The sequence below is a fragment of the Ochrobactrum sp. A-1 genome (assembly GCF_022488005.1).
GTDB lineage: Bacteria > Pseudomonadota > Alphaproteobacteria > Rhizobiales > Rhizobiaceae > Brucella.
On record NZ_JAKVQC010000007.1, the window covers coordinates 961,620 to 983,161 of the forward strand.

The following is a 21,542-nucleotide window of genomic DNA, read 5'->3' on the forward strand; positions in this document are numbered from 1 at the left end:
TCATTCCTGATTTTGTTTTTTGGTGAAGACAGCATTCAATCCACCCGCAAGAAGCCCAAGCAGGATCAACGGCGGAAGGGAGAGAAGAACGACGGCGGCGTTGAGGATGCCCCATGGCACATTCATGCCGAGCTGAGACATTTCAGAAGCGATGATAGGCAGCGTTTTGGCTCGAGACGTCGTCAGCATCATCGCCAGAAGGAATTCGTTCCACACGAGAACGAAGGAGAAGGCGATGGCGCCAAATACCTGAAACCGAGCGATCGGCAGGGCAATACGGAAAAATGTTGCATAGCGCCCCAACCCGTCGACCCTGGCGGCTTCTTCCACATGGAGGCTCACGCGCTCAAACGCCGGAACCGACAGCCAGATCGTAATCGATGCGGTAATGATCAGATAAGTGATGATGAGAGAAAGGCGACTGTCATACAAATCGAGCGTGAGCCAGATCACCAGCATGGGAATGGCGACCGCAACGGGAGGCAGAAAACGCAGCGATAAAACGAAAAACTGAGCCTCTGTCGTAATCCGGTTTTTGTATCGCGCGATGACATAAGCGGCTGGCACACCAATCAATGCGCCAATGACGACAGCGGACGAGCAGATGATCAGCGAATTCGTAAGCGCACGCGCCACCGAGCGACGGTTGAGCACATAGCTCATATTGTCCCAGACAGGCTGAAAGATGATTTTTGGTGTGCTTACCAGAAGATCGGCATTGGTCTTGAACGCATTGAGCAATGTCCACAGCAACGGCAAAACGACGAGCGCTGCCGCAAAGACGAGAAGCGCGCGCAGAAAGATGGTCGAAATTTTCATCGGTTCAATCTCTTCCAGGCAACAGTGAAAATGACGACGGTAAGCAGCATCATGATGACGGCCATCGACGAGGCATAGGAGATTTTTCCGGATTCAATGAAGCCTTGCGAATAGGCATACATGTCGAGGGTCTCGGTCGAGATTCCGGGCCCGCCGCGCGTCATCACGTAAACCAGATCGAAAGAACGCAGGCTTTCGATGGCTTTGACGAGCAGAAGACTTATGAGCGGTGTCTTGAGCATCGGTAAAGTGATGAAGCGATGAATTTCCCATCTTCTGGCACGATCGATACGAGCCGCTTCCATGGGCTGAGGCGGTAACGCTTCGAGCAGTTTCAACACGATGACCGCGAAAAACAAGCCCCATTGCCAAACGTCCACAAAGGCGACGGCGAGCAGCGCCCCGACGGGTGTCGAAAGAATGTCCGGGGTGGCGCCAGTCAGTTCGCGCACAGGCCAGGTCAGAGCGCCATAAAGCGGATGAAAAGCGAACTTCCATACGAATGCTGCGCAGACGCGCGGCAGCAGCACAGGAATGATGAACAGGACGCAGAGAAGATTTCGCATACGCGGGCTGGCAGCTTCGAACATCGCAATGCCGAGTCCCACGCCGGTCAACATGGTGAGTACGACCGTCAGGACTTCCCATTTCAGCGAAACCCACAATGCATTAAGAAAACGCGGATCGGAAATCAGGGCCGCATAGTTCGCAAACCAGACATATTCCGCCGCCGGTTGCGACAAAGTCCTGTTCTGCAGAGAAATGTTGATTGCAAAAACAGTTGGCACCAGCGCCAGCACGACGAGAATGAGCAGGGTTGGCCCCAAGAATAGATATGGGAGCGAGCGTCCGCGTTGCATGGACATTCCTTGTCTGAAGGCGATGATTGAGACAGGTTGCGGCGTGAGGCGCATCTGCCTCCAAAGATCGAAACCTATCCTGGGAGGCGGGGCGGCTCAGCCAATACAGGCTATGAAACCGCCCCGAACGCACGACGCCTAGAGCTTTTCCGCGAATGCCTGAAGCTCGTCCAGCGTCGACTTGATATCCTTGCGGCTGCCGGTGATAAGCTCTTCCAGCATGATGCCCCACTGATTTCCCAGTTCCTGCCAGCGCGCGTCCTGCCAGAAGGTCACTGTCGTGCGGGCACCGGTGGCGGCCATTGCATCAGCAAGGTTCTGGCCGAAAGTCTCCGCATATTTCGGGCTTTGATAGGTGCTGGTACGAGTCAGTTCACCCGGCTGGCCTGCAGCCAGACGGCGGGCTTCCTGCTCTTTCGACGTTGCCCAGGCAACGAAAAGTCCAGCGCAAGCCTTGTCTTCGTCAGTCGCATTGGCTTTCGACGCAATTGCAAAACCATGCGCGTAACCGGCGCCGGGAAGTGGCGTTGGTGGAACAGCAAAGGCAACCTTGTCGGCGACCTGGCTCTGCGCCTTATCAACCGACATGCCGCCGAGAGGGGCAGATTCGATGATGATTGCCACCTTGCCTGCCCGGAAGGCACCAGTCGATTCATCCCAGGAGCCTGTCTGTGTGCCGGGAGCAGAATACTTGAAAAGATCGAGATATTCCTGGGTCGCCTTTACTGCTGCGTCCGAGTTGAAAGCGGGCTTGCCATCCTTGAACCATTCGCCGCCATTTGCCTTGAACAACGGCATCCACCGCCAAACATTGGCACCAGAGCCGCGCTGTCCACGCAGTGCGGTTCCATAGACGCCGTTCTCCGGGTCATGCAACTTGGCGACAGCGGCTTTGTATTCGTCCCAGGTCTTGGGCGGCTGGATGCCTGCCTTTTCGAGCAGATCGGTACGATAGACCATCAGGTCACCACCACCCTGAACAGGTGCGAACCACTGTTTGCCGTCATATGTGGCAGCTGCGCGCATGCCTGCATCGAAATCGTCGTAATCATATTCCTTGGGGTAAAACCCCTCGAGCGGAATGATCCAGCCCGACGAAGCAAACAGGGCGAGATTAGCCTCATCAACATAGTAGACATTGTAGCTGCCGACGGTCGATGCGTCCGCCTGCGACTTGGCACGGCGGTCATTCTCGTTCAGATAGCTGATTTCGAAACCGGCACCGGAGAGTTCTTCAAACTCGTCCACATAGTCTTCCAGCAAAGTAAGACCGTCACGCGGCTGCGCCAGGACTCTTACATCCTTGCTGCAGACCGCAGCCGCCAAAGCGCTGGAAGCGGCAGTGAGCGCGATGATAGCGCAACCGGCACGCAAGATTATACGTAGCATGTCATCCTCCCAATTATGTTCCCACCGGATGCTCCTCTTCCCCGCATCCTGTCGTTTGAATTTTGTAAAAACAGCGAGAAGGGACTAGTTTGTTTTCCGTCAATAATTGATACTATTTTGACATTATGATGCCCTACATGGTGCAGTATCATGGTTTTATCATCGGAATTTTCTTCCGCTCTCCCGAACGCCTATGCAGCCACACGAGAGCGCATCACCCTGCCGGGTGGAAAATCCTATCTCATTCGCCGCGACGACTATCCCAATCCGATATGTATCTGGAACTATCATCCGGAGTGGGAAATCCATTATATTCCTCACGCACAAGGGTTGGCTTATGTTGGCGATTACGTGGGACCATTCCAGCCTGGCCATCTCGTTCTTACCGGAACGAATCTGCCCCACAACTGGATCACGCCGGGCGCGACATCCATTCCGGGCCGTGACCTCGTGCTTCAGTTCAATGCCGACGCACTTATTCAGGTTCGATCTGTCTGCCCCGAATTCGAAGTGCTGCATCGCCTGAAACAATTATCCCGCCGGGGGATCGAAATCGCAGGTCAGGAGGCGCTCGACATAGGGGAAATGATATTGGCATTGCACCGGCAGTCGGATGCAGCCGGCCTTGGCCTTTTCCTTGAAATATTAAATGCAATTGACAGCGCTGAGCAAAAGCGGCCTCTGGCGAGCGAGCATTTCGTATCGCTCTATAGCGAAGCCTCCTATAAACGGCATCGGCGTATTGATCAGGCTATCCAGATTCTGCAATCAAATCCTGATCGCCAGATGCAGGATGTTGCCGAAGCTGTCGGTCTGGACACGGCGTCTTTCTCCCGCGCTTTCAAACGACTGACGGGCATGACCTTCTCGACCTACAGCCGTTCCGTTCGAGTGTGGCGAGCACGAACCTTGCTGGTCGAAACGGATATCGCAATAACCGATATTTGCTTCGAAGCCGGGTTCAATAATCTCTCCAATTTCAACCGCTATTTTCTGCTGGAAACGGGTCTCACTCCGCGCGCCTATCGGAACGCGGCACATATCCGTGACAGCTCAATTGCCGCAGCGTCACGATCCCTTTGAGTTCACATCTCAGTTTCTAAAACTGAATATGGCCCGGGCTTAAAATGAGCTAAAATCCACGACTACGCCGGTTGCGATGATCAGCAGAACCGTTGCCGCGATGACGGCATAAACGTAATCACGCTCACGCACAAAAAGGTACATCGTCAACACCACACGAACAATCGGCAAGAGGATAAACACCGCAATGCCCGCTTTCACGATGTCGTAGCCGCTGAAGAAAGACTGCGTCGGCTCGATGGCGGTCATAATGACACCGACTGCGATGACGGCAGTGGCAAACCATGTGCCATACCAAAGAAGCGATGCTATGATTTCGTCCCGGCGCTCGACATTTCTAGCAGCTTTCATTTCGAACCTCCAACAATTTCAATACCGAAAGCGCTCAGAAACATCTGGATCGCCAGCACGATGAGGACTACGACAAAGAAAATGCGCAGCTTTTCAGCAGGGAGGCTCATGAGCAGTCGAGCACCGACCAGCGCACCGATGACCGAACCAAGCGCAATCGGACCCGTGATGCCAATATCGATATCGCCCCGAACAAAATAAGCGCTGGCGCTCGCGGCGGCTGTGACCCCGATCATGAAATTGGAGGTGGCGGACGAGACTTTGATGGGTAGCTTCAAGGCAGTGTCCATCGCCGGAATTTTGAGAACGCCCGAGCCAATGCCCAGAAGTGCCGAGACCAGTCCCGCCCCATACATCAGCGCCATGCCAAGCGGAACGTGATCGACCCTGTAATGCACCTCCTGCCCCGATGCCGGATCGGGAAAGCTGGAATGCAGCCGAAGGCTTGTGGCGAGGCTCGTCGCAACGGGCGCGATTGAACTCATTTCCTCGCGCCGTCGCACCAGCATCTGCTTGGCGGAAAGCACCAGAATGGCTGCGAACAGACCGTACAGAACTGAAGTCGAAACGATCCCGATCAGAAACACGCCGGTCAGCGCACCGAAGGTGGTCGCCGTCTCCAGAACAATCGCAAGCCGGATGTTGGTCAGTCGCCTCTTCAGCAGCGGAGCTGCGCTGCCGCAGGAACATGCGATGACCGAAACGATGCTCGCACCGATAGCGACATGAATGTCCACGCCAAAAAAGAGCGTGAGCGCCGGTACGATGAAGATGCCGCTTGCCATGCCCAGCACACCGCCAAGTGCGCTTGCGCCAAAAGCGGCCGAAAACAACCATAAAGCCAGCATTTCCACCCCACCTACTTGCGATCGCGCGGTCGCCGGGCCAGGCGAGTGACGAAGCTGATGAGGTCTCCGCGATAATGGAGTTTTTCATAGTCTATCGCCCGATGCCCTTCAGTGAAGGATGTACGTTCGATCAGAAACACAGCGCTGCCGGGCTTCACCCCAAGGGCCGCCGCAACGTCCAGCGCGGCGCTGACAGCCTCCAGCCGATACTCCGCTTCGATAAGGGGCAAATCATATCTGCCTTCAAGCAGTGTGAAGATCGGCTCGACGTCCAGGTCGTGCGTGACAATCTTCTCACCGATTTCACGCGGCAGATATGTTTCATCGAAAGACATCGCGACTCCGTCAGCGAACCGGACGCGTCGGATCCGCATGACCAGAGTTCCTGAAGACAGAGCAAGCTGCCGCGCAACATCTGCATCGGCAGGCACAATCTCCTTGTCGAGCAGTTGCGCCGTCGCGGCCCGACCAAGCGCCTGCATGTCTTCGACGAACCCGGTCAACTCCGTCAACTCCTGAGTGACCTTGGGTTGGGCGACGAACGTGCCCTTGCCGCGGCGGATTTCGACGAGGCCGCGCGCCACCAGATTCTCGACAGCCTTGCGAACAGTCGTCCGGCTGACACCAAAGCGTTCAATCAGACGATCTTCCGGAGGAAGCTGACTTCCAGTCGGCAAAATACCGGCTGCAATATCGTCTGCCAGCGATGTTTCTACCCTGGCATAGAGAGGAGCATGATCTTGTGTGATTTTCATTCAGACATAGTGACATCATGATGTCACTATGTCAACGAACGCCCCTATGAGTGAACCTTTTCATTAGTTGTTTGTTAACCATGCTGGAGGACATCGCCATGCAGTTGATTTTTTGGATTGAGATAACAGCGATCCTGGCCGTCAGCGCTGTCGTCTTCGGCATTACCTGGATCGAGACCCACAAGAAATGACGCGATTGCTGCTGATGGACCAGACATGGCTCTGGTTCGGCGTTATCGTGCCGACAGTCGTGGGCTTATATCTGCTCTGGAGACTGCCCCACTGAGATCAGTGGGGGCGGCTGCATCCATGTGGCTGTTTCAGATAATCCCTTTCAGGCTCAAAAGCCCGAAGGCAGCGATTGTACAGGCATCTTTGATATCGCCGCGAAGGATCATCTCTATTGCTTCCCCGATAGGAAAGCGGCGGCAGATCAGCCCCTGCTCTTCGGCATCAAGACTGGGCTTTCCCATCTGCAGTCCTGTGGCGAGAAAGATGTGGCACTTGTTGACTGCAAAACCATAGGCTTCGTAAGTCTCGCCGAGATAGACCATATCCGCAGCAGTCAGCCCGGTTTCCTCTCGCAGCTCTCCGCGAGCCAGAACCAATGGATCGACGTCCGCCTGCTCCTGCCACGCTCCTTGCGGAAGTTCCCAGAAGCGGTTCCCGACCGGATAGCGGAACTGCTCCACCAGATAGACGCCGTCCTCGTCGTCCATCGCGAAAATCATTGCCGCATCGTTCTTCTCAACGACGCCATAAATGCTTTCACTGCCGTCCGGATAAACGATGCGGTCCTCGCGAACCTTCATCCAACGATTTTCGTAAACCTGCCTGGACCCCAGTGTTTTAATTTCGGACATTGCGTCCCCCAATAAAAATTTGTCGTTCTTTTCCGGCAGGCTAGCGTTGAGGCTTTCCTATCGAAACAGACTGTTGAGTTGACGCGCAAACTGCGCCAAGGTGTTGGGCATGTTTGATTGGCCACTCATATTTGCCAGCCTGCTAGCTATCGGTGTGGCGGTGTTTTTGATCTACTGCTTTGCGGTGATGATTTTCGCCAAGCCAGACGGCAAGCCTGTCGAGCCAACGGCCATCGACACGGTCGATATGTTGCCGTTCATGAACCACGACGCTGATTGATATCCCGCCCTCAAGGCCCAACCCTGCGCGTCCGGAATCTATTCGGATGTAGCGCAGCCATGCTTATTTTCCGCATTCACTGGATGTTTTGGCATTGAATGCCTCGTTTCCAACGCCACGACAGTGCTAGAAATTTGATCAGCAAGAAATAGAATTATTCTTAAAAACAATGCTCGAAACACAACATCACAAGAATGTAATTTAGTACATTTTATAACATCATTATATCATAAACAGACGCCACGATCAGCTCTATATCTTGCCATTGGAGATGCAGACCATGATCCACTCGACATCGAATACAGTCGCCTCGGGCGCACCGGAAGGCGGAGTTCGTGCGTTTGGCAATTCCGGCAGGCTTCAAGAATTGCAGGCCAAAGTCGAAGATGCCAAGCGCAAGGCTAACAACAGCTTGCGACGGGCGCAATCCGCGCCTGAGCCGCATGTAACGACGAATTCCATTTTCGTGTCTCTCTACGAAGAGCATCTGCGCGACCGGGAATCGTTATTTTCATCATTGCGACAGCTTGATGATGTGCGCAAAAATGCGAGTATCTGAGGCGACGTGCCCATGAACATGCGTTGCCGTGAAAGAATGACCAAGAATTACAATCAGCCAGAATACGCCGTGCCTTCTGCCGATATATCCCGGATGGCTTTGACCGAGGAGCTCGTTTCGCTGAGCCTTCGGCTTGAAGTTGATCGCGGTCCCGATCCGAGCCGTGCATCGATTACCGATAATGAGGTCGAGGAACTGGCCGATCAACTCTTTCACGAAGCAGGAGGCGATCCGCTTTGGGTTTTTGCCTATGGTTCCCTGATCTGGAAACCGGATTTCGATGCGGTGGACTCACGCGCCGGAACTGCGAGCGGCTGGCACCGGTCATTCTGCCTTCGGCTAACGCGCTGGCGCGCAACGATGGCACAGCCCGGCCTCATGCTGGCGCTGCGACCGGGCGGTAGCTGCAAAGGAATTGTTTTCCGGCTGTCCGATGAAGACCGGCTTGGACAATTACGCCGAATGATCCGGCGCGAAATCAGTTCGATTGACGATGCCTATTCCATTCGCTGGATGTCAGTCGACACCGAGGATGGACCTGTGCGTGCGCTCGTTTTCTGGGCTGGGCCGCGCGGAGACAGGCTTTCGGATAAATTGCCTCTGACGTCGGTGGCCCGACTGCTTGCGCGCGCCTGCGGACATATGGGTTCCTGCGCCGAATATCTCTATCTCACCGTCAAGCATCTGGAAGAAAAAGGCATTCGCGACCGCAATCTGTGGGAATTGCAGCGCCTGGTCGCCGAAGAGATCATCAGCATTTATTGCGATGATATGCCCGTCCAGAACCTGGAACCGGCATAAGGGAAACCGCCTTAATCCTGATAAGCCAGACTATCGCTGAAATTGCCGCTGAAATTGCGCCCGGCTTCACGGGCGATATTGGCCACAAGCGTGATCAGGCGCGTTGCCGCGCTCTCCAGATAGATAGCGCTATAGCTCGTCGCCGGGAAAGTGGCATTGGTGTTCAGTACCTGTAGCTCGCCCGTCCTAAGCTCTTTCTGGATTACCACCGGTGGAATTACCGAAATCCCGACCCCTGCAGAAATCATGTTGATCGTCGTGGTGAGCGAGTTGGAATAGTGAACGGTCGCATCTTTCAGCCGTTCTTCCGTGAAATAATTGATGATCTGCTGATAATTGTAGGAACCGCTCTCATAGGAAATGAGATTGCAGCCGAGCAGGTCATCGCGGGACAGCATGTCTTCTGCCCCGCCCGGAAACTGATTACTGCGCGATATCCAGAACATGCCGAAAGTACATATGTCTACGATACGCAGGTGAGACGTCGGTTCGGGCTTGATGGCGAAGACAATATCGAGCTCTCGCTGCTCCAGCTTCTGCACGATCCCTTTTGATGACGAGGTCGTGATCGAGATGCGGATTTGCGGGTAGCGCTGCCGGACAATATCGAGAATGCCCGGCAAGATGGTCATGGCGAGGCTCGGAACGATGCCGATCTTCAGCGTGCCTTCAAGCCCGTTCTGCGGGCTCAGGCTTTCCACCAGATCGTGGTAGCGGCGAACCACGTCACGCGCGCCCTCGACAAAAGCTTCGCCTTCCGCCGTCAGGTTGACGTCGCGGGCATCGCGGTCGAAGAGCCGGAAACCCAGTTCCTGCTCCATGGCGCCGATACGATTGGATATTGCCGCAGGCGTCATGTTGAGGCGAGCCGCCGTCGCCCGGAAATTACGCAGTTCCGACAACCAGATCACCGTTTCCAGAAAACGGATATTCATGGACGGGCATGTCCCTTCCCATTTCAATCACCCGCGCGCCTGCGTTTCTTGAAGTCCCTTATTGCGCTTCGGGCAACCAGATTCGTGCTTTCCTTCTAAGACACTTGCGGGGTGAAAATAAGCAAATAGTCATATTCTACCCCACAAATGATAGGGGCCGGTCAAAACCGGCCCGTATCGGATCAGCTTCCCGCGTGGGCGAGAATTTTATTGGTGGCACCGGACACGTCACCGAGCTTGAGACCGGTCTTAACCGACGCCTCGCGCACCTTGCCCTTGTCCTGTATGTCGAGCGCACGCGAGGCGACCGCATTCACCTCGTCACGCGGCAGGACCAGAACCCCGCTCTCATCGGCCAGAATGGCATCACCGGGATTGACGACGACGCCGCCGCAGGAGACCGGAATGTTGATGCCGCCCCCCAGATCATAAAGCCGGGTGGTGATGGGCGAGATGCCCCTTGCCCACATCGGAAAATCGGAATCCTCGATTTCCGTCAGGTCGGTGCAGGGACCATCCACGATGCCTGCGACAGCACCCGAGGCCTTCGCAGCGATGGTCACACCGCCGCCCCAGCACGCATAGCGGTCGTCGCCCATCCGGTCCACCACCAGAATATCGCCGGGACGGAGCATTCCGGTCACGTGGTGAAGCAGGGTGGAATCCGGGCCCGGTATGGCGATGGTGACGGCGGTGCCAACCACACGGCGCTTCGGGAGGAGCGGCTGGATGGAACGGTGCATGAAGCCAAGGAAGCGCCAGTGCCCGACGGTGGCCGTCTCGACCCCCGACAGAAGCTGGAGATCACCGGCAGGAATCTGCTCCGGCATGGGATTGATCGTGTACATATGGCGCCTCCTAAGCGCAGGCTTGCAACTGCTTGCCGATGCGGCGATGGCTGACCATGGGGATAAGCGAACGCACACGCTCGATCTGCGCGCGCTCGATGCGCGCCGTCACGAAGCCGATGCCATCGGATGCGCGCGCCACGACATGGCCCCACGGATCGCAGACGAGCGAGTGACCATAGGTATGACGCCGCTCGCCATTCGAAACCGTGCTGCCGGTCTGGCCACAGGCGGCAAAATAGGTCTGGGTTTCGATGGCACGGGCACGCGCCAGCACTTCCCAATGATCCTTGCCGGTTTGCAGCGTAAATGCGGCGGGCAGCACGATGACATCGGCACCAGCCTTTTCCAGCTCCAGATAAAGTTCGGCAAAGCGGATGTCGTAGCAGATCGCGCAGCCGATCTTGAACCCGTCGAGGTCGTAGACAACGACATTCTCGCCCGGCTTGACGGTTGCGGATTCCTTATAGGCCGTCCCGTCCGGCCCGACGATGTCGAACATATGGATCTTGCGATAATGCGCGATCTCCTTGCCTTCGCGATTGAAGACAAAGGTGGAATTGTAGATCCGCTTTTCGTTTGGAACCTTTTCCATCAGGGTTCCGGCATGGACGAAGACCTTATGCTCGCGGGCAAAATCCTGCGCCATCTTGTAGGCAGGACCGCCGGGGACGCTCTCTGCCGCTGCAAGCTTTTCTTCCGGAGTACCGCCGTAGTATTCGAAATATTCGGGCAGCACGATCAGGTCCGGAGAATCCGTGCGCACGGCATCTTCCATCAATCCCCGCGTAATACGCAGGTTTTCTGCCTTGTCGGTCTGCGGGCTCGTTTGGATCAGGCTAATCTTCATTTTTTCCTCCAGCGAATGAGTGGGTATTCAGTTCAGGTAATCATCAGGCAACGAGGGCTTCGCTTTTCAGCATGTTCACGGTTGAAACCATGCCCTGGCGAAGCGTCATGTTCTGTGTGGCGACGACCAGCATCGCGGCGCCCTCTTCCTGCGCGAAGCGTCGTTCGGCTTCGGTCCAGGCAGGCATGATCCATGGCTTACCGACAGCGCGTGCAGCCGCCGCACAGCGGCGCAAATCGGCCTTGTCGTCATCATTGAAAGCGTAGGCTCCCCGACCGCGCGCAAGCGCCAGATCCGAAGGGCCGGGAAACAAGCCGTCGACCGTATCCAGCGCAATGATCTTCTCGACGTCGGCAAGGCTTTCCGCCGTCTCAATCATGGCGAAGCATTTGGTGCGCCTGTTCTCTTTTTCGAAGGCATCGGTCGCCGGACGGGCATAGCCGAAAATGCGACCGCCGGTATAAGAACGCGTGCCGACCAGCGGATATTTTGCGGCTTTTGTCACCTGATGCGCATGGTCCACGCCGAGGATATGCGGAACGATGACGCCGTCCGATCCGAAGTCCAGCGCCTGCTGGATGGCTTCCGGCGTCGGTGCCAGCACCTTGGTCAGGGTGGAGAGACCCTGTGCCTTGGTGAAAGCCAGAAACTGGTCCAGCGTCGACAGGTCGAAGGTTCCGTGTTCGAGTTCGAGAACGAAGGATGAGAAGCCGCAGGTCCGGGCAATTTCGAGATAGCTGAAATGCGGTTGCGACATCCAGAGGGCGATATTTTCCATGCTTGCAGTCACTTTCAGTTGGGAGGTTATTTGCCGATTGTGCGTGACAATCCGAGTGTGCGTTCGATGACGAAGATGATGAGCAGCGTGGCTGCGATCAGCACGACCGAGATGGAAGCGGTCATGGGGTCGGTGCGGCTTTCGACATAGTTGAAGATTTCAACCGGCAGCGTCGTCATGCGCGGTCCGGTGATGAAGAGCGAGATCACCACCTCATCGAATGACAGGAGGAAGGACAAAGCCGCACTTGCCACCAGACCCGGCATCATCAACGGCAGGGTGATGCGACGAAACACGGTGAACGGCGATGCGCCCAGCATCGTGGCGGCCTCTTCGACCGATGGCGGCAAAGTCGAGAATGCCGTTATCATGATGCGGATGACGTAAGGGGTCGTCACGATCAGATGGGCGATCACCAGACCGGTGAACGTTCCGAGCAGTTCCAGCCGCACGAAGACCAGCAGAATGGCAAGGCCAAGCACGATGGACGGCAGAAGCAGCGGCGCGGTGAAGAGGTTCAGCACTGCTTCGCGTCCACGGAACTGATAGCGGCGGATCGCATAGGCCGCCGGGATACCCGCCAGCAGCGACAGGACGGTGACGACAGATGCAATGCCGAGGCTGATCCAGAACGCCTGAATGAGCGTTTCATGGTGCAGCATTTCCGCATACCACCGCACACCCCAACTCTGCGGCGGAAAAGTGAGATAGTTGTCGTTGCTGAACGATAGCGGCACGACGACCAGAATGGGGGCCAGCAGGAACAGATAGAGCAGGCCGACCAGAAGGCGGAATGGCAATGAAGTTGAACCAATCATCTCGTTTCTCCTTTGCCAGTCAGTCGATACGACGTGCGATGCGGGAATAGACCATCAAGGCGAGACCGAAGATGATCAGGACAACGACGGAGGTTGCGGCGGCACGCGGCCATTCAAGCTGGATCACAGCCTGATCGTAGATTTCCGTCGCCAGCAGGAACACGCGTCCGCCGCCCAGCAATTTCGGCGTGATGAAGGAGCTGATCGCCAGCACGAAGCAAAGCAGGCAGCCAAGTGCGATACCCGGCAAGGTAAGCGGCAGGATGATCCGACGAAACCGCGTGAAGGCATTGGCGCCAAGGGATGCCGCAGCCTCCTCAAGCGAGGCGTTCAGACGCCCGAAACCGGCAATCAGCGACAGCGCCATATAGGGGATCAGGATTTCCACCATGCCGATGAATACGCCGAGCGTATTGTTGACGAGCCTGATGGGGGAGGAAATGATGCCGAGATTCATCAAGGCTCCATTGACGAGCCCCTGATCGCCGAGAAGCACCATCCAGCCATAGGTGCGCACCACGCTGCTGACGAGCAGCGGCGAGACCGTCACCACGAAAAGGAAGTTGCGCCAGACCGGCGAAACACGGTGCAGGAAAAGCGCAATCGGATAGGCACAGATAAGCGTTGCCAGCGTGATGAACGCGCTCAGCCAGAGCGAGTTGAACACCAGACCCCAATTGAAACTGTCGGTGAAGAAATTGATATAATTCTCGAACGTATAGCGGTCTGTCAGGACACCGCCGCTCTCGCTCTGCAGGAAGGATATCTGCGCCAGGTGGGCAACCGGCGCAATGAAGGCAATGAGATTGATCAAGGCCATCGGCAGAAGGAGCGCAACTGCGACGAGACTATAGCGCCTGCGTCTCGATGGCTTTGCCGGGATGATATCGGTTGACGTGATCGCTGTCATGACATCAACTCCCGAAAACCAGCATATCTTCCGGTTTCCATTCGCACAGCAGCCGGTCACCGGTATGGAACGCATGTCCCGCGCTGGCGGTCGGTACTTCGACTTTCAGGCAAGCGCCCTCGATCTCGATGTCGTATTGAACGATATCCCCGATATAGGTCGTGCGCTCGACCACGCCGTGCGCGCTGTTGGTCACGACACTGACAAGATTGCGATCGCGGTTGGGCGTGAGATTGATGCGATGCGGACGAATGGCAATCTGCCCTGAGCCGCGCGACTTTCCATGCGTGTTGCAGCGATAGGTGCCGCTGCCCAGCCGACAGACATTTTCGTCGACGATCTCGCAATCATGGACATTGGCGCGACCGACAAATTTGGCCACAAACAGGGAGGACGGCTTTTCATAGATTTCTTCCGGCGAACCGAGCTGCGCCAGCTTGCCGCTATCCATCACGCCGACGACATCGCACATTGTGAGCGCTTCGACCTGGTCATGCGTAACGAAAACCGTGGTGATGTCGAGGCGCTTCTGAATCTCGCGGATTTCGATCCGCATGTCGTCGCGCAGCTTCGCATCCAGATTGGACAGGGGCTCATCCAGCAGAAGAATGCGCGGGCGAATGACCAGCGCACGTGCCAGCGCCACGCGCTGCTGCTGACCACCAGACATTTCCTTGGGCTTGCGCGACCCATAGCCGGGAAGCCGCACCATTTCGAGTGCTTCCTCGACCCGCTTCTTCGCCTCAGCCTTGCCAACCTTGCGCATATCGAGACCGAAAGCGACATTTTCGGCCACGGTCATATGCGGGAACAAGGCGTAGTTCTGGAAAACCAGACCGATATCGCGCTGATGGGGCGGCCTGTGCGAAATATCGTTGCCATCGATCAGGATGTTGCCGTCCGAGATCGATGCGAGACCGGCAATCATGCGCAAAGTTGTCGTCTTTCCGCAACCGGATGGGCCGAGGAGGCCGAGCAGTTTTCCGCGCGGCAGATCGAGATGAAGGTCGTCCACTGCGCGGTAATTGTTACCGTAGAGCTTGGTAAGAGCCTTCAACTGTAGAAATGAGTTTTCTGCTACCATATCGAAACCTGTGAGGGGTCGTTGCCGCCCCGGCGAAACGGGGCGGAAGCGTGAATTTCAGGGTGAGGTAGGATTTTAACGACCAGCCGGAATGATCTGGCGACGCCAGGGATTGAGCAGCTTGTCGCGCATATCGCCGATTGTCATCCAGTTGACCGGAATAAGCTTTTCGCGTTGAGCCGTATCCATGTACGGAATGCGCTTCTTCGTTTCGTCGTTCACATCCGCTTTCGTGTTCGATGGCGCATAGAACATGATCTCGGCGAAACGGGCCTGCGCCTCGGGACTTATTGCGTAATCGATGAATATCCTGGTTGCATCCATGTTCTTGCCGTTGGCAATCGCACTGATGACGTTCACCTGTGCAGCCGTACCTTCCTTCGGTCCAACCGACTGAAGCTTTCCGCCAGTCTGGTCGAAGTAGAACTGGGCGCGTGCATTATAGCCGATGGACAAGGTCGCCGTGCCGTTTGCAACCAGCGTATAGGCATCGGGCTTCGGTTCCCATGTCTGCACGGCAGGTGCGAGTTCCACCAGCTTGTCGACGCCCGGTTTCACAGTTTTCGTATAGTCGTCTTCACCGGCGAGACGGTTCGCGATGATCGTCAGCAGGATGGCTTGAATATCGCCGCCGCCCTGTGCCGGGATGATGACCTTGCCGCTTTGCTGCTTGTCCCAGAGCGCTTCCCAGCTAACCGGTGGACTTTCCGCAAATGCATCATGATTATAAAGAAGCGAAAGCGTGTCATATGTAATGGGAATTGCGGAACCAGCGAGTTCCTTACCGAGATCGGCGACATCCGCATAATTTTTGAGCGATGCCGGATCGAGTTTTTCGACCAGCCCTTCCTCATCGGCAATCTTGGCGACCGAAAGGTCGTAGATCACCGCATCCGTCTGAGGCGAAGATTTCTGGGCGCGCATGTTGCCGAGCGATGTCGCTGCATTCTGCACCCCGTAATAGGTGACCTTGATGTCGGGATGTTCCTTCTGGAACGGTTCGATGACGGCCTTGACGTAATTGTCCTGGAATGCGCCGCGATAACCCATAACGGTGATTTCCGCAGCATTGGCCGCGAAAACTGTCATTGCCGAAACACTGAACGCTAAACTTGCCAGAAAAGCCGATTTTCTGTTGATCGAACGTGCCATCAGTCACTCCCCTTTTGTTTGAGGATAAGGTGAAGAATGGTGGCCGGAGCGTCCAACGACTTATTCTGTCCGCCTGTTCGATTTTGCTTTATGCCTTTGAATTTCCCGGCTTTCTGCTCCCGAATGACAAGCGGCGAGACCGGGATGATGCAAGCTGAATATCAGGCGTGATGAAATTGTAATCCGTTGCCTGTTTTTTGAGCAGACATTCTCCGCTTTCTGTTGCGTAAATCTTGCCCGCTCGGTCGCAATTGCCGTTTCCACCTTAAAAATGCGCCAAATTCGAAACTGGCACGGTCCTTGCTTCTATTAAATAGAACACCGAGCCGCGCGACACCGCATGACTTGTGGTGATTGATCAACCGAGGATGACAGAGAGACTAGCGATGACCAAGTACAAGCTCGAATACATTTGGCTCGATGGATGCACCCCTGCTGCTGGCCTGCGCGGCAAGACGCAGATCAAGGAATTCGACGCTTTCCCGACGCTTGAGCAACTGCCGCTCTGGGGCTTCGACGGCTCATCGACAATGCAGGCCGAAGGCCGCAGCTCCGATTGCGTTTTGAAGCCGGTCGCGATCTATCCCGATCCTGCGCGCAAGAACGGTGTTCTGGTGATGTGCGAAGTCATGATGCCAGATGGCATCACGCCGCATCCATCCAACAGCCGCGCGACCGTCCTCGAAGACGATGATGCATGGTTCGGTTTCGAGCAGGAATATTTCTTCTACAAGGATGGCCGTCCGCTGGGCTTCCCGGAACAGGGTTTCCCTGCCCCGCAGGGTCCCTATTACACCGGCGTCGGCTACAAGAATATCGGCTCCATCGCCCGCAAGATCGTCGAGGAACATCTCGATCTCTGCCTCGATGCCGGTATCAATCACGAAGGCATCAATGCGGAAGTGGCCAAGGGCCAGTGGGAGTTCCAGATTTTCGGCAAGGGCTCCAAGAACGCCTCCGACCAGATCTGGATGGCCCGCTATCTCCTGCTTCGCCTCTGCGAGCAGTACGAAATCGATATCGAATTCCATTGCAAGCCGCTCGGCGACACCGATTGGAACGGTTCGGGCATGCATTGCAACTTCTCGACCAAACATATGCGTGAAGTGGGCGGCAAGGACTATTTCGAGGCGCTCATGGCGCAGTTCGACAAGAACCTGCAGGACCATATCGACGTTTACGGCCCGGACAACCACATGCGCCTGACCGGCAAGCATGAAACCGCCCCATGGAACAAGTTCTCCTACGGCGTTGCCGACCGTGGCGCTTCGATCCGCGTTCCACACGCGTTCGTCAGGGATGGATATCGCGGTTATCTGGAAGATCGCCGCCCGAACTCGCAGGGCTGCCCGTACCAGATCGCTTCGCAGGTTCTGAAGACGATTTCCGAAGTCCCGACCTCGGAAGACGAAGCACTCGCTGCTTAATTTTCAGCAAAACGGCCTGCTGAAAAATTCAACAGGCCGTTTTGCTTCATTCTCGCGAAACTGCAGACAACAAAAAAGGCCGGGGCGAAAACGCACCGACCTTCCTGATCATCGCTTTCCTACCAGTGCCAGTACATCCGTGGTCAAAAGCATCAAGCGATGAAGACTATTGCGAGCGACAGACGCGTTCCAGCGCTCTTAAGCAATGCCTATGACAGCCATATAGGTGCACATCTTGTTCAAAACAAGGTCGTGCAACAATTTAGTTCGCAGCAGCCTAATCTAGCTTTTGCCCTTCCCGCGCAAGGCCGCAGCACCGGAATAGTTCCAGAGCGACTTGTTGCTTGAGGAAACAGCGATTGCGCCCTGTGCCATCGCTGTACCGACATCGCTTTCGTTGCAGATGAATCCTGACGCCACGATAGGCGGCAGGCGGCGCTTGTCCTCCACCGAGAGATAACCCAGCATCGGCGATGGCATGATCTGCACCAGATTGGGTGCGCTTTGCGAGATCGCCTTCAGGCTGCGCGGCCATGTGGAGCGGTCGGTCACAAACACCTTCTGCATGGTCAGAAGGCCGCATTGCGCGGCCTTCTGGATTGTTGGAACGCGGGTCGACAGCAGAACCGAAATGCCTATTTCGGCAAGGAACTCAATGGCTCCCTTGTCCTGCGACAGGCCTTCGCAACTGTCGATGTTCAGAACGATCAGCTTGTTGCTTTTCTTCAGCGCATTCAGCACTTCAGCCACATGGCGCAGTGCGATGTTGGCGACGATGCCCACTTCCGCCTTGCTGTCCAGAAATGCCTGAAGATTGTCCACGCCGTAGAGCGTTGCCATGACTGGCGCCCGCAAAAGCCGCTCACCGATCGTTCTGTCCAATGTCATTCCATCATTTTCCGTCTCTTGGCATGTCGAGCGAAAGTCCGAGCTTGCCGGGGTTAAGCAGGTTGTCCGGGTCGAGCGCCTTCTTCACCGTTTCCAGCAGCGGAAATGCCGATCCCAGAGCGTCCTTCATGTAAGGCGCACGGAGCAGTCCGACGCCGTGGTGATGGCTCAATGCTGCACCATACTTGATTAGAACGGCATTGGCAGCACCCCATGCAGCGCGATACCATTCGGCACGTTTTTCCACGTCCACGTCACCGCGCAGCGAGAAATAGAGGCAGGCGCCGTCGACATAGGCATGTGACTGGTGCGCCGAACCGGCGAGTGTACCCGGCACTGCATTGATGGCGGCAACCACCTCATCATAGATCGCAGGCAGATCGCGCCAGCAACCGGTCATTTCCAGCGTATCGGCGACAAAACCGGGGCTGCGCTTGAAGCCCTCGGCGCTCTTGCCGGTCAGATAGCGCGTATCGAGCCACTTCTCGAAGATAACGTCGCCATCGAGCTTGTCACCGAGTTCGGCACAAACCTTTTCGCTGATCGCCATAACGGCATCGACCATTTCCTTCGCGCCTTCATCGGCAATCAGCAGAACGTTGCTTTCCGGCAGACCGAACTGCACGCCGCTTTCCAGCTCGTCGTAAAGACGCAGCGCAGCCGGATTGGCACCGCCCTGCATGATACGGCGGCAGGCTTCCAGACCGATGGCAAAGCTCTTGAACCCATAGGCGATAGCGCGGGCATAGTCCGGCAGGCGATGCAGTTTCAGGCGCGCCTTCACGATGATGCCGAGCGTGCCTTCCGAACCGATGAAGATCTGCTGCAGATCGGGTCCGATCGCTGCGCGTGCATAGTTTCCAACCGTTGCCAGCGAACCGTCGGCCAGCACGACTTCCATGCCGTAGACCATATCCTCGATCTTGCCATAGCGCGTGGAAAGCTGACCCGCGCCGCGGCAGGCGATCCAGCCGCCCACGGTGCTGATACCGTATGAAGACGGCCAGTGCCCCATGGTCATGCCATAGTCGCGCTGGATCGTTTCCTCGAAAATATCGCCGAACATGCCAGCTTCAACTTCAACGATCTGGCTGTCCGCATCAAAGCTGACAAGACGGTTGAGATTGCAGACATCGAGCACGATACCGCCGCGCAGCGGCAGCGCAGCGCCCGTAACGTTGGAACGCCCGGCAGAAACGGTAACCGGAACCTTGGCTTCATGCGCAAGACGCATGACGGCCTGAACCTGTTCCACCGTCGAAACGCGAACGAATACGCCGTCAACCGTTGCAGGTTTTCCGCCGGTTTCCGCGACCATCGTGCGCGCCCACCAGTCGCGGGTGTTCACGACGACATCTTCGCGCGCGGTCAGAACTTCGTCCGCAACGCCCTGCAGTTTCTCGACGAGAGCAGCATCCACCGAAACGGCGTTCTGGGCCAGTTCGGCCTCGGTACCGATTTTATTGATGCTGCCAGCATAGTGCGGCTGGGTCGGGGCGCCGACGACATAATTTCCGCGATTATAACCGCGCTTGATGGCTTCCTTGCTGATCATGTTCAGTTCGCTCCTGTGAGAATGGATTTTTCTTTTTCGGTCGCGGCCACATAAGCGGCGACCTGACGGTCGATTTCGGCCTGGGGAAGACCAAGTTCCTCGCCCAGCAAGGCGCCAACCTTTGCGGCAGCGCGGGCGGAGGCATCGCGCGCCATCAGGCGGGCACGCATGCGCCGCGACAGCACGTCATCGATTGTTCGGGCAAGTTCGTGCCGGGCGGCATAGACGACTTCGCCGCCGGTATAGGGCAGTCCTTCCACGACGGGCTCGGCCAGTTCAGGACGGGCAGCCATCAGATCGCTGACAAAGCGCGATTCCGTGCCGTAACGTTCGCCCAGATGCGCTTCCATGCCGCCGGAGGCCACGATTGCCTGCGCGTCATAACCGGCAGCGCCCAGCAGAAATGCCTTTTTCGTGGTACAGCGACGACGATCGCCGAGAACTTTCGCAGCAGCATCCACCGTCTGTTCGGCCATATGGCGCGACGTCGTCAGCTTGCCGCCCACAATCGTGACAAGGCCATCCGGCGCAACATGCACGGAATGGTCGCGTTTGACGTCCATGGTGCTGCCGCCTGACGAAGCGGCCACCAGCGGACGGCACCCGGCGATACTGCCGACGACATCATCCGGCGTCAGGTCGATATTGAGCGCGCTGCATGCACCCTCGATCAGAAAATCGAGCTCGCGACGCGTGCAATGCACATCATCAAGGTCGCCCTGATAATCCTCATCGGTCGTACCGAGATAGGAGACGTTGCCCCAGCGCGTGATGGTCGCACGGCGGCTGCGTCCCGGAACCGGCACGGTCACCGTGCAGTCGTTGCGGATTTTCAGCCAGGGGATCGCCACGTGAACGCCCTTGGCCGGGCGCACATGCAAAGGCTTTTCGCCATTCTTGCCAAGCCCCATCCAGTCGCGCAGCCATACACCAGTCGCCATGATGACGGTCTTGGCGCGCACGCGGATTTCCTTGCCCTCGACCGTCTGAACGATAGCGCCATCGACCCGGCCCGAACTGCGGGTAATCTCGGCGACCTTCGAATGGTTGAGGACCGTCGCCCCATGAAAACCGGCAGAGCGGGCAAGCGCCAGCGTCAGGCGAGCATCATCGACACGGGCGTCGAAATACATGAGGCCGCCGCGCAGATATTCGTCCTTGAAGGTCGGGCAGTGGGCGAGCACTTCGGCAGCGGTCAGCTTCTGGTGCAGAATGCCTTCGCGCCAGCCGCCGGCCAGATCATAGGTCCAGAGCAAGCCTTCAAACGCCTTGGCAAAGCGTGAATCGAACACACCATCCCGTTCCAGAATGGGGAACAGGAAAGGCAAGCGCTGCACCAGATGGCTGGCATTGCGGCGCAGGCGCTGGCGCTCCAGCAGGGAATGACGCACCAGGCCAAGATTGCCCTGCTCGATATAGCGCAAACCGCCATGCACCATCTTGGAGGATTTTGACGACGTGCCGGATGCAAAATCATCCTTCTCGACCAGCGCCACACGAAAGCCGCGCAGACTTGCGTCAAAGGCGCAGTAAGCACCGGTCACGCCGCCACCGACGATCAGAATATCGTAGGTTTCAGTGGCAAGACGGTCTTCCTGTTCCGACCGGTTCAGCCTCAGCGGCTCGGTGCGGATCATCCGGGCGCGATCCTTGTCCGCGCGCCGGGAGCGCAGATTCAGCATTTCAACT

23 protein-coding genes are annotated in these 21,542 nt (G+C 56.6%); 5 read left to right on the forward strand and 18 right to left on the reverse strand.

Features of this window, described 5'->3' with window-relative positions:
• From MKS82_RS22555 to MKS82_RS22565, 3 genes are all read right to left on the reverse strand, one after another.
• Entirely contained in the window at positions 1 to 819 is an 819-nt protein-coding gene (locus MKS82_RS22555; protein ID WP_109988040.1) for a carbohydrate ABC transporter permease, read from the reverse strand.
• On the reverse strand, positions 816 to 1,679 hold the full coding sequence (locus MKS82_RS22560) for a carbohydrate ABC transporter permease (protein WP_109988125.1): 864 nt from the start codon (positions 1,677 to 1,679) through the stop codon (positions 816 to 818). Before MKS82_RS22560 ends, MKS82_RS22555 begins: the two co-directional genes overlap by 4 nt.
• A 138-nt stretch (positions 1,680 to 1,817) precedes the next feature.
• The gene (locus MKS82_RS22565) at positions 1,818 to 3,068 is read right to left on the reverse strand and encodes an ABC transporter substrate-binding protein (protein WP_109988041.1); all 1,251 of its coding nucleotides are present in this window, start codon (positions 3,066 to 3,068) and stop codon (positions 1,818 to 1,820) included.
• A 150-nt stretch (positions 3,069 to 3,218) separates the two neighbouring features.
• On the opposite strand from MKS82_RS22565, the gene MKS82_RS22570 reads away from it, so the two are divergent.
• A complete protein-coding gene (locus tag MKS82_RS22570; RefSeq protein WP_240579302.1) occupies positions 3,219 to 4,151 on the forward strand; it encodes an AraC family transcriptional regulator in 933 nt (310 codons plus the stop codon).
• Positions 4,152 to 4,190: 39 nt separating this feature from the next.
• Here MKS82_RS22570 and MKS82_RS22575 read toward each other — a convergent pair whose 3' ends face one another.
• The 4 genes from MKS82_RS22575 to MKS82_RS22590 form a co-directional block, all read right to left on the reverse strand.
• Complete coding sequence (locus tag MKS82_RS22575) at positions 4,191 to 4,502, reverse strand: DUF1634 domain-containing protein (protein ID WP_109988043.1); 312 nt, start codon at positions 4,500 to 4,502, stop codon at positions 4,191 to 4,193.
• Positions 4,499 to 5,350: a sulfite exporter TauE/SafE family protein gene (locus MKS82_RS22580; protein WP_109988044.1), complete on the reverse strand. Its 852-nt coding sequence runs from the start codon at positions 5,348 to 5,350 to the stop codon at positions 4,499 to 4,501. Before MKS82_RS22580 ends, MKS82_RS22575 begins: the two co-directional genes overlap by 4 nt.
• Positions 5,351 to 5,361: 11 nt before the next feature.
• Complete coding sequence (locus MKS82_RS22585) at positions 5,362 to 6,105, reverse strand: GntR family transcriptional regulator (protein ID WP_109988045.1); 744 nt, start codon at positions 6,103 to 6,105, stop codon at positions 5,362 to 5,364.
• Positions 6,106 to 6,425: 320 nt separating this feature from the next.
• Positions 6,426 to 6,968: an NUDIX domain-containing protein gene (locus tag MKS82_RS22590; protein WP_240579303.1), complete on the reverse strand. Its 543-nt coding sequence runs from the start codon at positions 6,966 to 6,968 to the stop codon at positions 6,426 to 6,428.
• 109 nt (positions 6,969 to 7,077) lie between these two features.
• On the opposite strand from MKS82_RS22590, the gene MKS82_RS22595 reads away from it, so the two are divergent.
• From MKS82_RS22595 to MKS82_RS22605, 3 genes are all read left to right on the forward strand, one after another.
• Positions 7,078 to 7,248 (forward strand): hypothetical protein, encoded by a 171-nt coding sequence (locus MKS82_RS22595; protein ID WP_176038254.1) that lies wholly within the window; start codon positions 7,078 to 7,080, stop codon positions 7,246 to 7,248.
• Between the two features lie 280 nt (positions 7,249 to 7,528).
• Positions 7,529 to 7,807 (forward strand): hypothetical protein, encoded by a 279-nt coding sequence (locus MKS82_RS22600; RefSeq protein ID WP_109988046.1) that lies wholly within the window; start codon positions 7,529 to 7,531, stop codon positions 7,805 to 7,807.
• A gap of 36 nt (positions 7,808 to 7,843) precedes the next feature.
• On the forward strand, positions 7,844 to 8,608 hold the full coding sequence (locus tag MKS82_RS22605) for a gamma-glutamylcyclotransferase (RefSeq protein ID WP_240579503.1): 765 nt from the start codon (positions 7,844 to 7,846) through the stop codon (positions 8,606 to 8,608).
• Positions 8,609 to 8,619: 11 nt separating this feature from the next.
• On the opposite strand, the gene MKS82_RS22610 is transcribed toward MKS82_RS22605, so the two are convergent.
• The 8 genes from MKS82_RS22610 to MKS82_RS22645 form a co-directional block, all read right to left on the reverse strand.
• Positions 8,620 to 9,543 (reverse strand): LysR family transcriptional regulator, encoded by a 924-nt coding sequence (locus tag MKS82_RS22610; RefSeq protein WP_109988048.1) that lies wholly within the window; start codon positions 9,541 to 9,543, stop codon positions 8,620 to 8,622.
• A 182-nt stretch (positions 9,544 to 9,725) separates the two neighbouring features.
• On the reverse strand, positions 9,726 to 10,391 hold the full coding sequence (locus MKS82_RS22615) for an RraA family protein (protein ID WP_109988049.1): 666 nt from the start codon (positions 10,389 to 10,391) through the stop codon (positions 9,726 to 9,728).
• Between the two features lie 10 nt (positions 10,392 to 10,401).
• The gene (locus MKS82_RS22620; RefSeq protein ID WP_109988050.1) at positions 10,402 to 11,241 is read right to left on the reverse strand and encodes a carbon-nitrogen hydrolase family protein; all 840 of its coding nucleotides are present in this window, start codon (positions 11,239 to 11,241) and stop codon (positions 10,402 to 10,404) included.
• A 43-nt stretch (positions 11,242 to 11,284) separates the two neighbouring features.
• Complete coding sequence (locus tag MKS82_RS22625; RefSeq protein WP_109988051.1) at positions 11,285 to 12,019, reverse strand: aldolase/citrate lyase family protein; 735 nt, start codon at positions 12,017 to 12,019, stop codon at positions 11,285 to 11,287.
• A 26-nt stretch (positions 12,020 to 12,045) separates the two neighbouring features.
• Positions 12,046 to 12,837: an ABC transporter permease gene (locus tag MKS82_RS22630; protein WP_006470062.1), complete on the reverse strand. Its 792-nt coding sequence runs from the start codon at positions 12,835 to 12,837 to the stop codon at positions 12,046 to 12,048.
• Between the two features lie 19 nt (positions 12,838 to 12,856).
• Complete coding sequence (locus MKS82_RS22635; RefSeq protein ID WP_109988052.1) at positions 12,857 to 13,747, reverse strand: ABC transporter permease; 891 nt, start codon at positions 13,745 to 13,747, stop codon at positions 12,857 to 12,859.
• A gap of 4 nt (positions 13,748 to 13,751) precedes the next feature.
• Positions 13,752 to 14,831, reverse strand: coding sequence for an ABC transporter ATP-binding protein (locus tag MKS82_RS22640; protein ID WP_109988053.1), 1,080 nt, complete (start codon positions 14,829 to 14,831; stop codon positions 13,752 to 13,754).
• 75 nt (positions 14,832 to 14,906) lie between these two features.
• Positions 14,907 to 15,983 carry an extracellular solute-binding protein gene (locus tag MKS82_RS22645; RefSeq protein ID WP_109988054.1) on the reverse strand — a complete coding sequence of 359 codons (1,077 nt, stop codon included), beginning with the start codon at positions 15,981 to 15,983 and terminating at the stop codon, positions 14,907 to 14,909.
• Positions 15,984 to 16,369: 386 nt separating this feature from the next.
• Here MKS82_RS22645 and MKS82_RS22650 point away from each other — a divergent pair, with 386 nt between their 5' ends.
• Positions 16,370 to 17,410 (forward strand): glutamine synthetase beta-grasp domain-containing protein, encoded by a 1,041-nt coding sequence (locus MKS82_RS22650; RefSeq protein ID WP_109988055.1) that lies wholly within the window; start codon positions 16,370 to 16,372, stop codon positions 17,408 to 17,410.
• A 282-nt stretch (positions 17,411 to 17,692) separates the two neighbouring features.
• On the opposite strand, the gene MKS82_RS22655 is transcribed toward MKS82_RS22650, so the two are convergent.
• The 3 genes from MKS82_RS22655 to MKS82_RS22665 are packed head-to-tail and all read right to left on the reverse strand — an operon-like array spanning position 17,693 to position 21,535.
• A complete protein-coding gene (locus MKS82_RS22655; protein WP_109988057.1) occupies positions 17,693 to 18,298 on the reverse strand; it encodes a glycerol-3-phosphate responsive antiterminator in 606 nt (201 codons plus the stop codon).
• A 4-nt stretch (positions 18,299 to 18,302) separates the two neighbouring features.
• Entirely contained in the window at positions 18,303 to 19,853 is a 1,551-nt protein-coding gene (locus MKS82_RS22660) for an FAD-binding oxidoreductase (RefSeq protein ID WP_109988058.1), read from the reverse strand.
• Positions 19,854 to 19,855: 2 nt separating this feature from the next.
• Positions 19,856 to 21,535: a glycerol-3-phosphate dehydrogenase/oxidase gene (locus tag MKS82_RS22665; protein ID WP_109988059.1), complete on the reverse strand. Its 1,680-nt coding sequence runs from the start codon at positions 21,533 to 21,535 to the stop codon at positions 19,856 to 19,858.
• Positions 21,536 to 21,542: the final 7 nt, after the last annotated feature.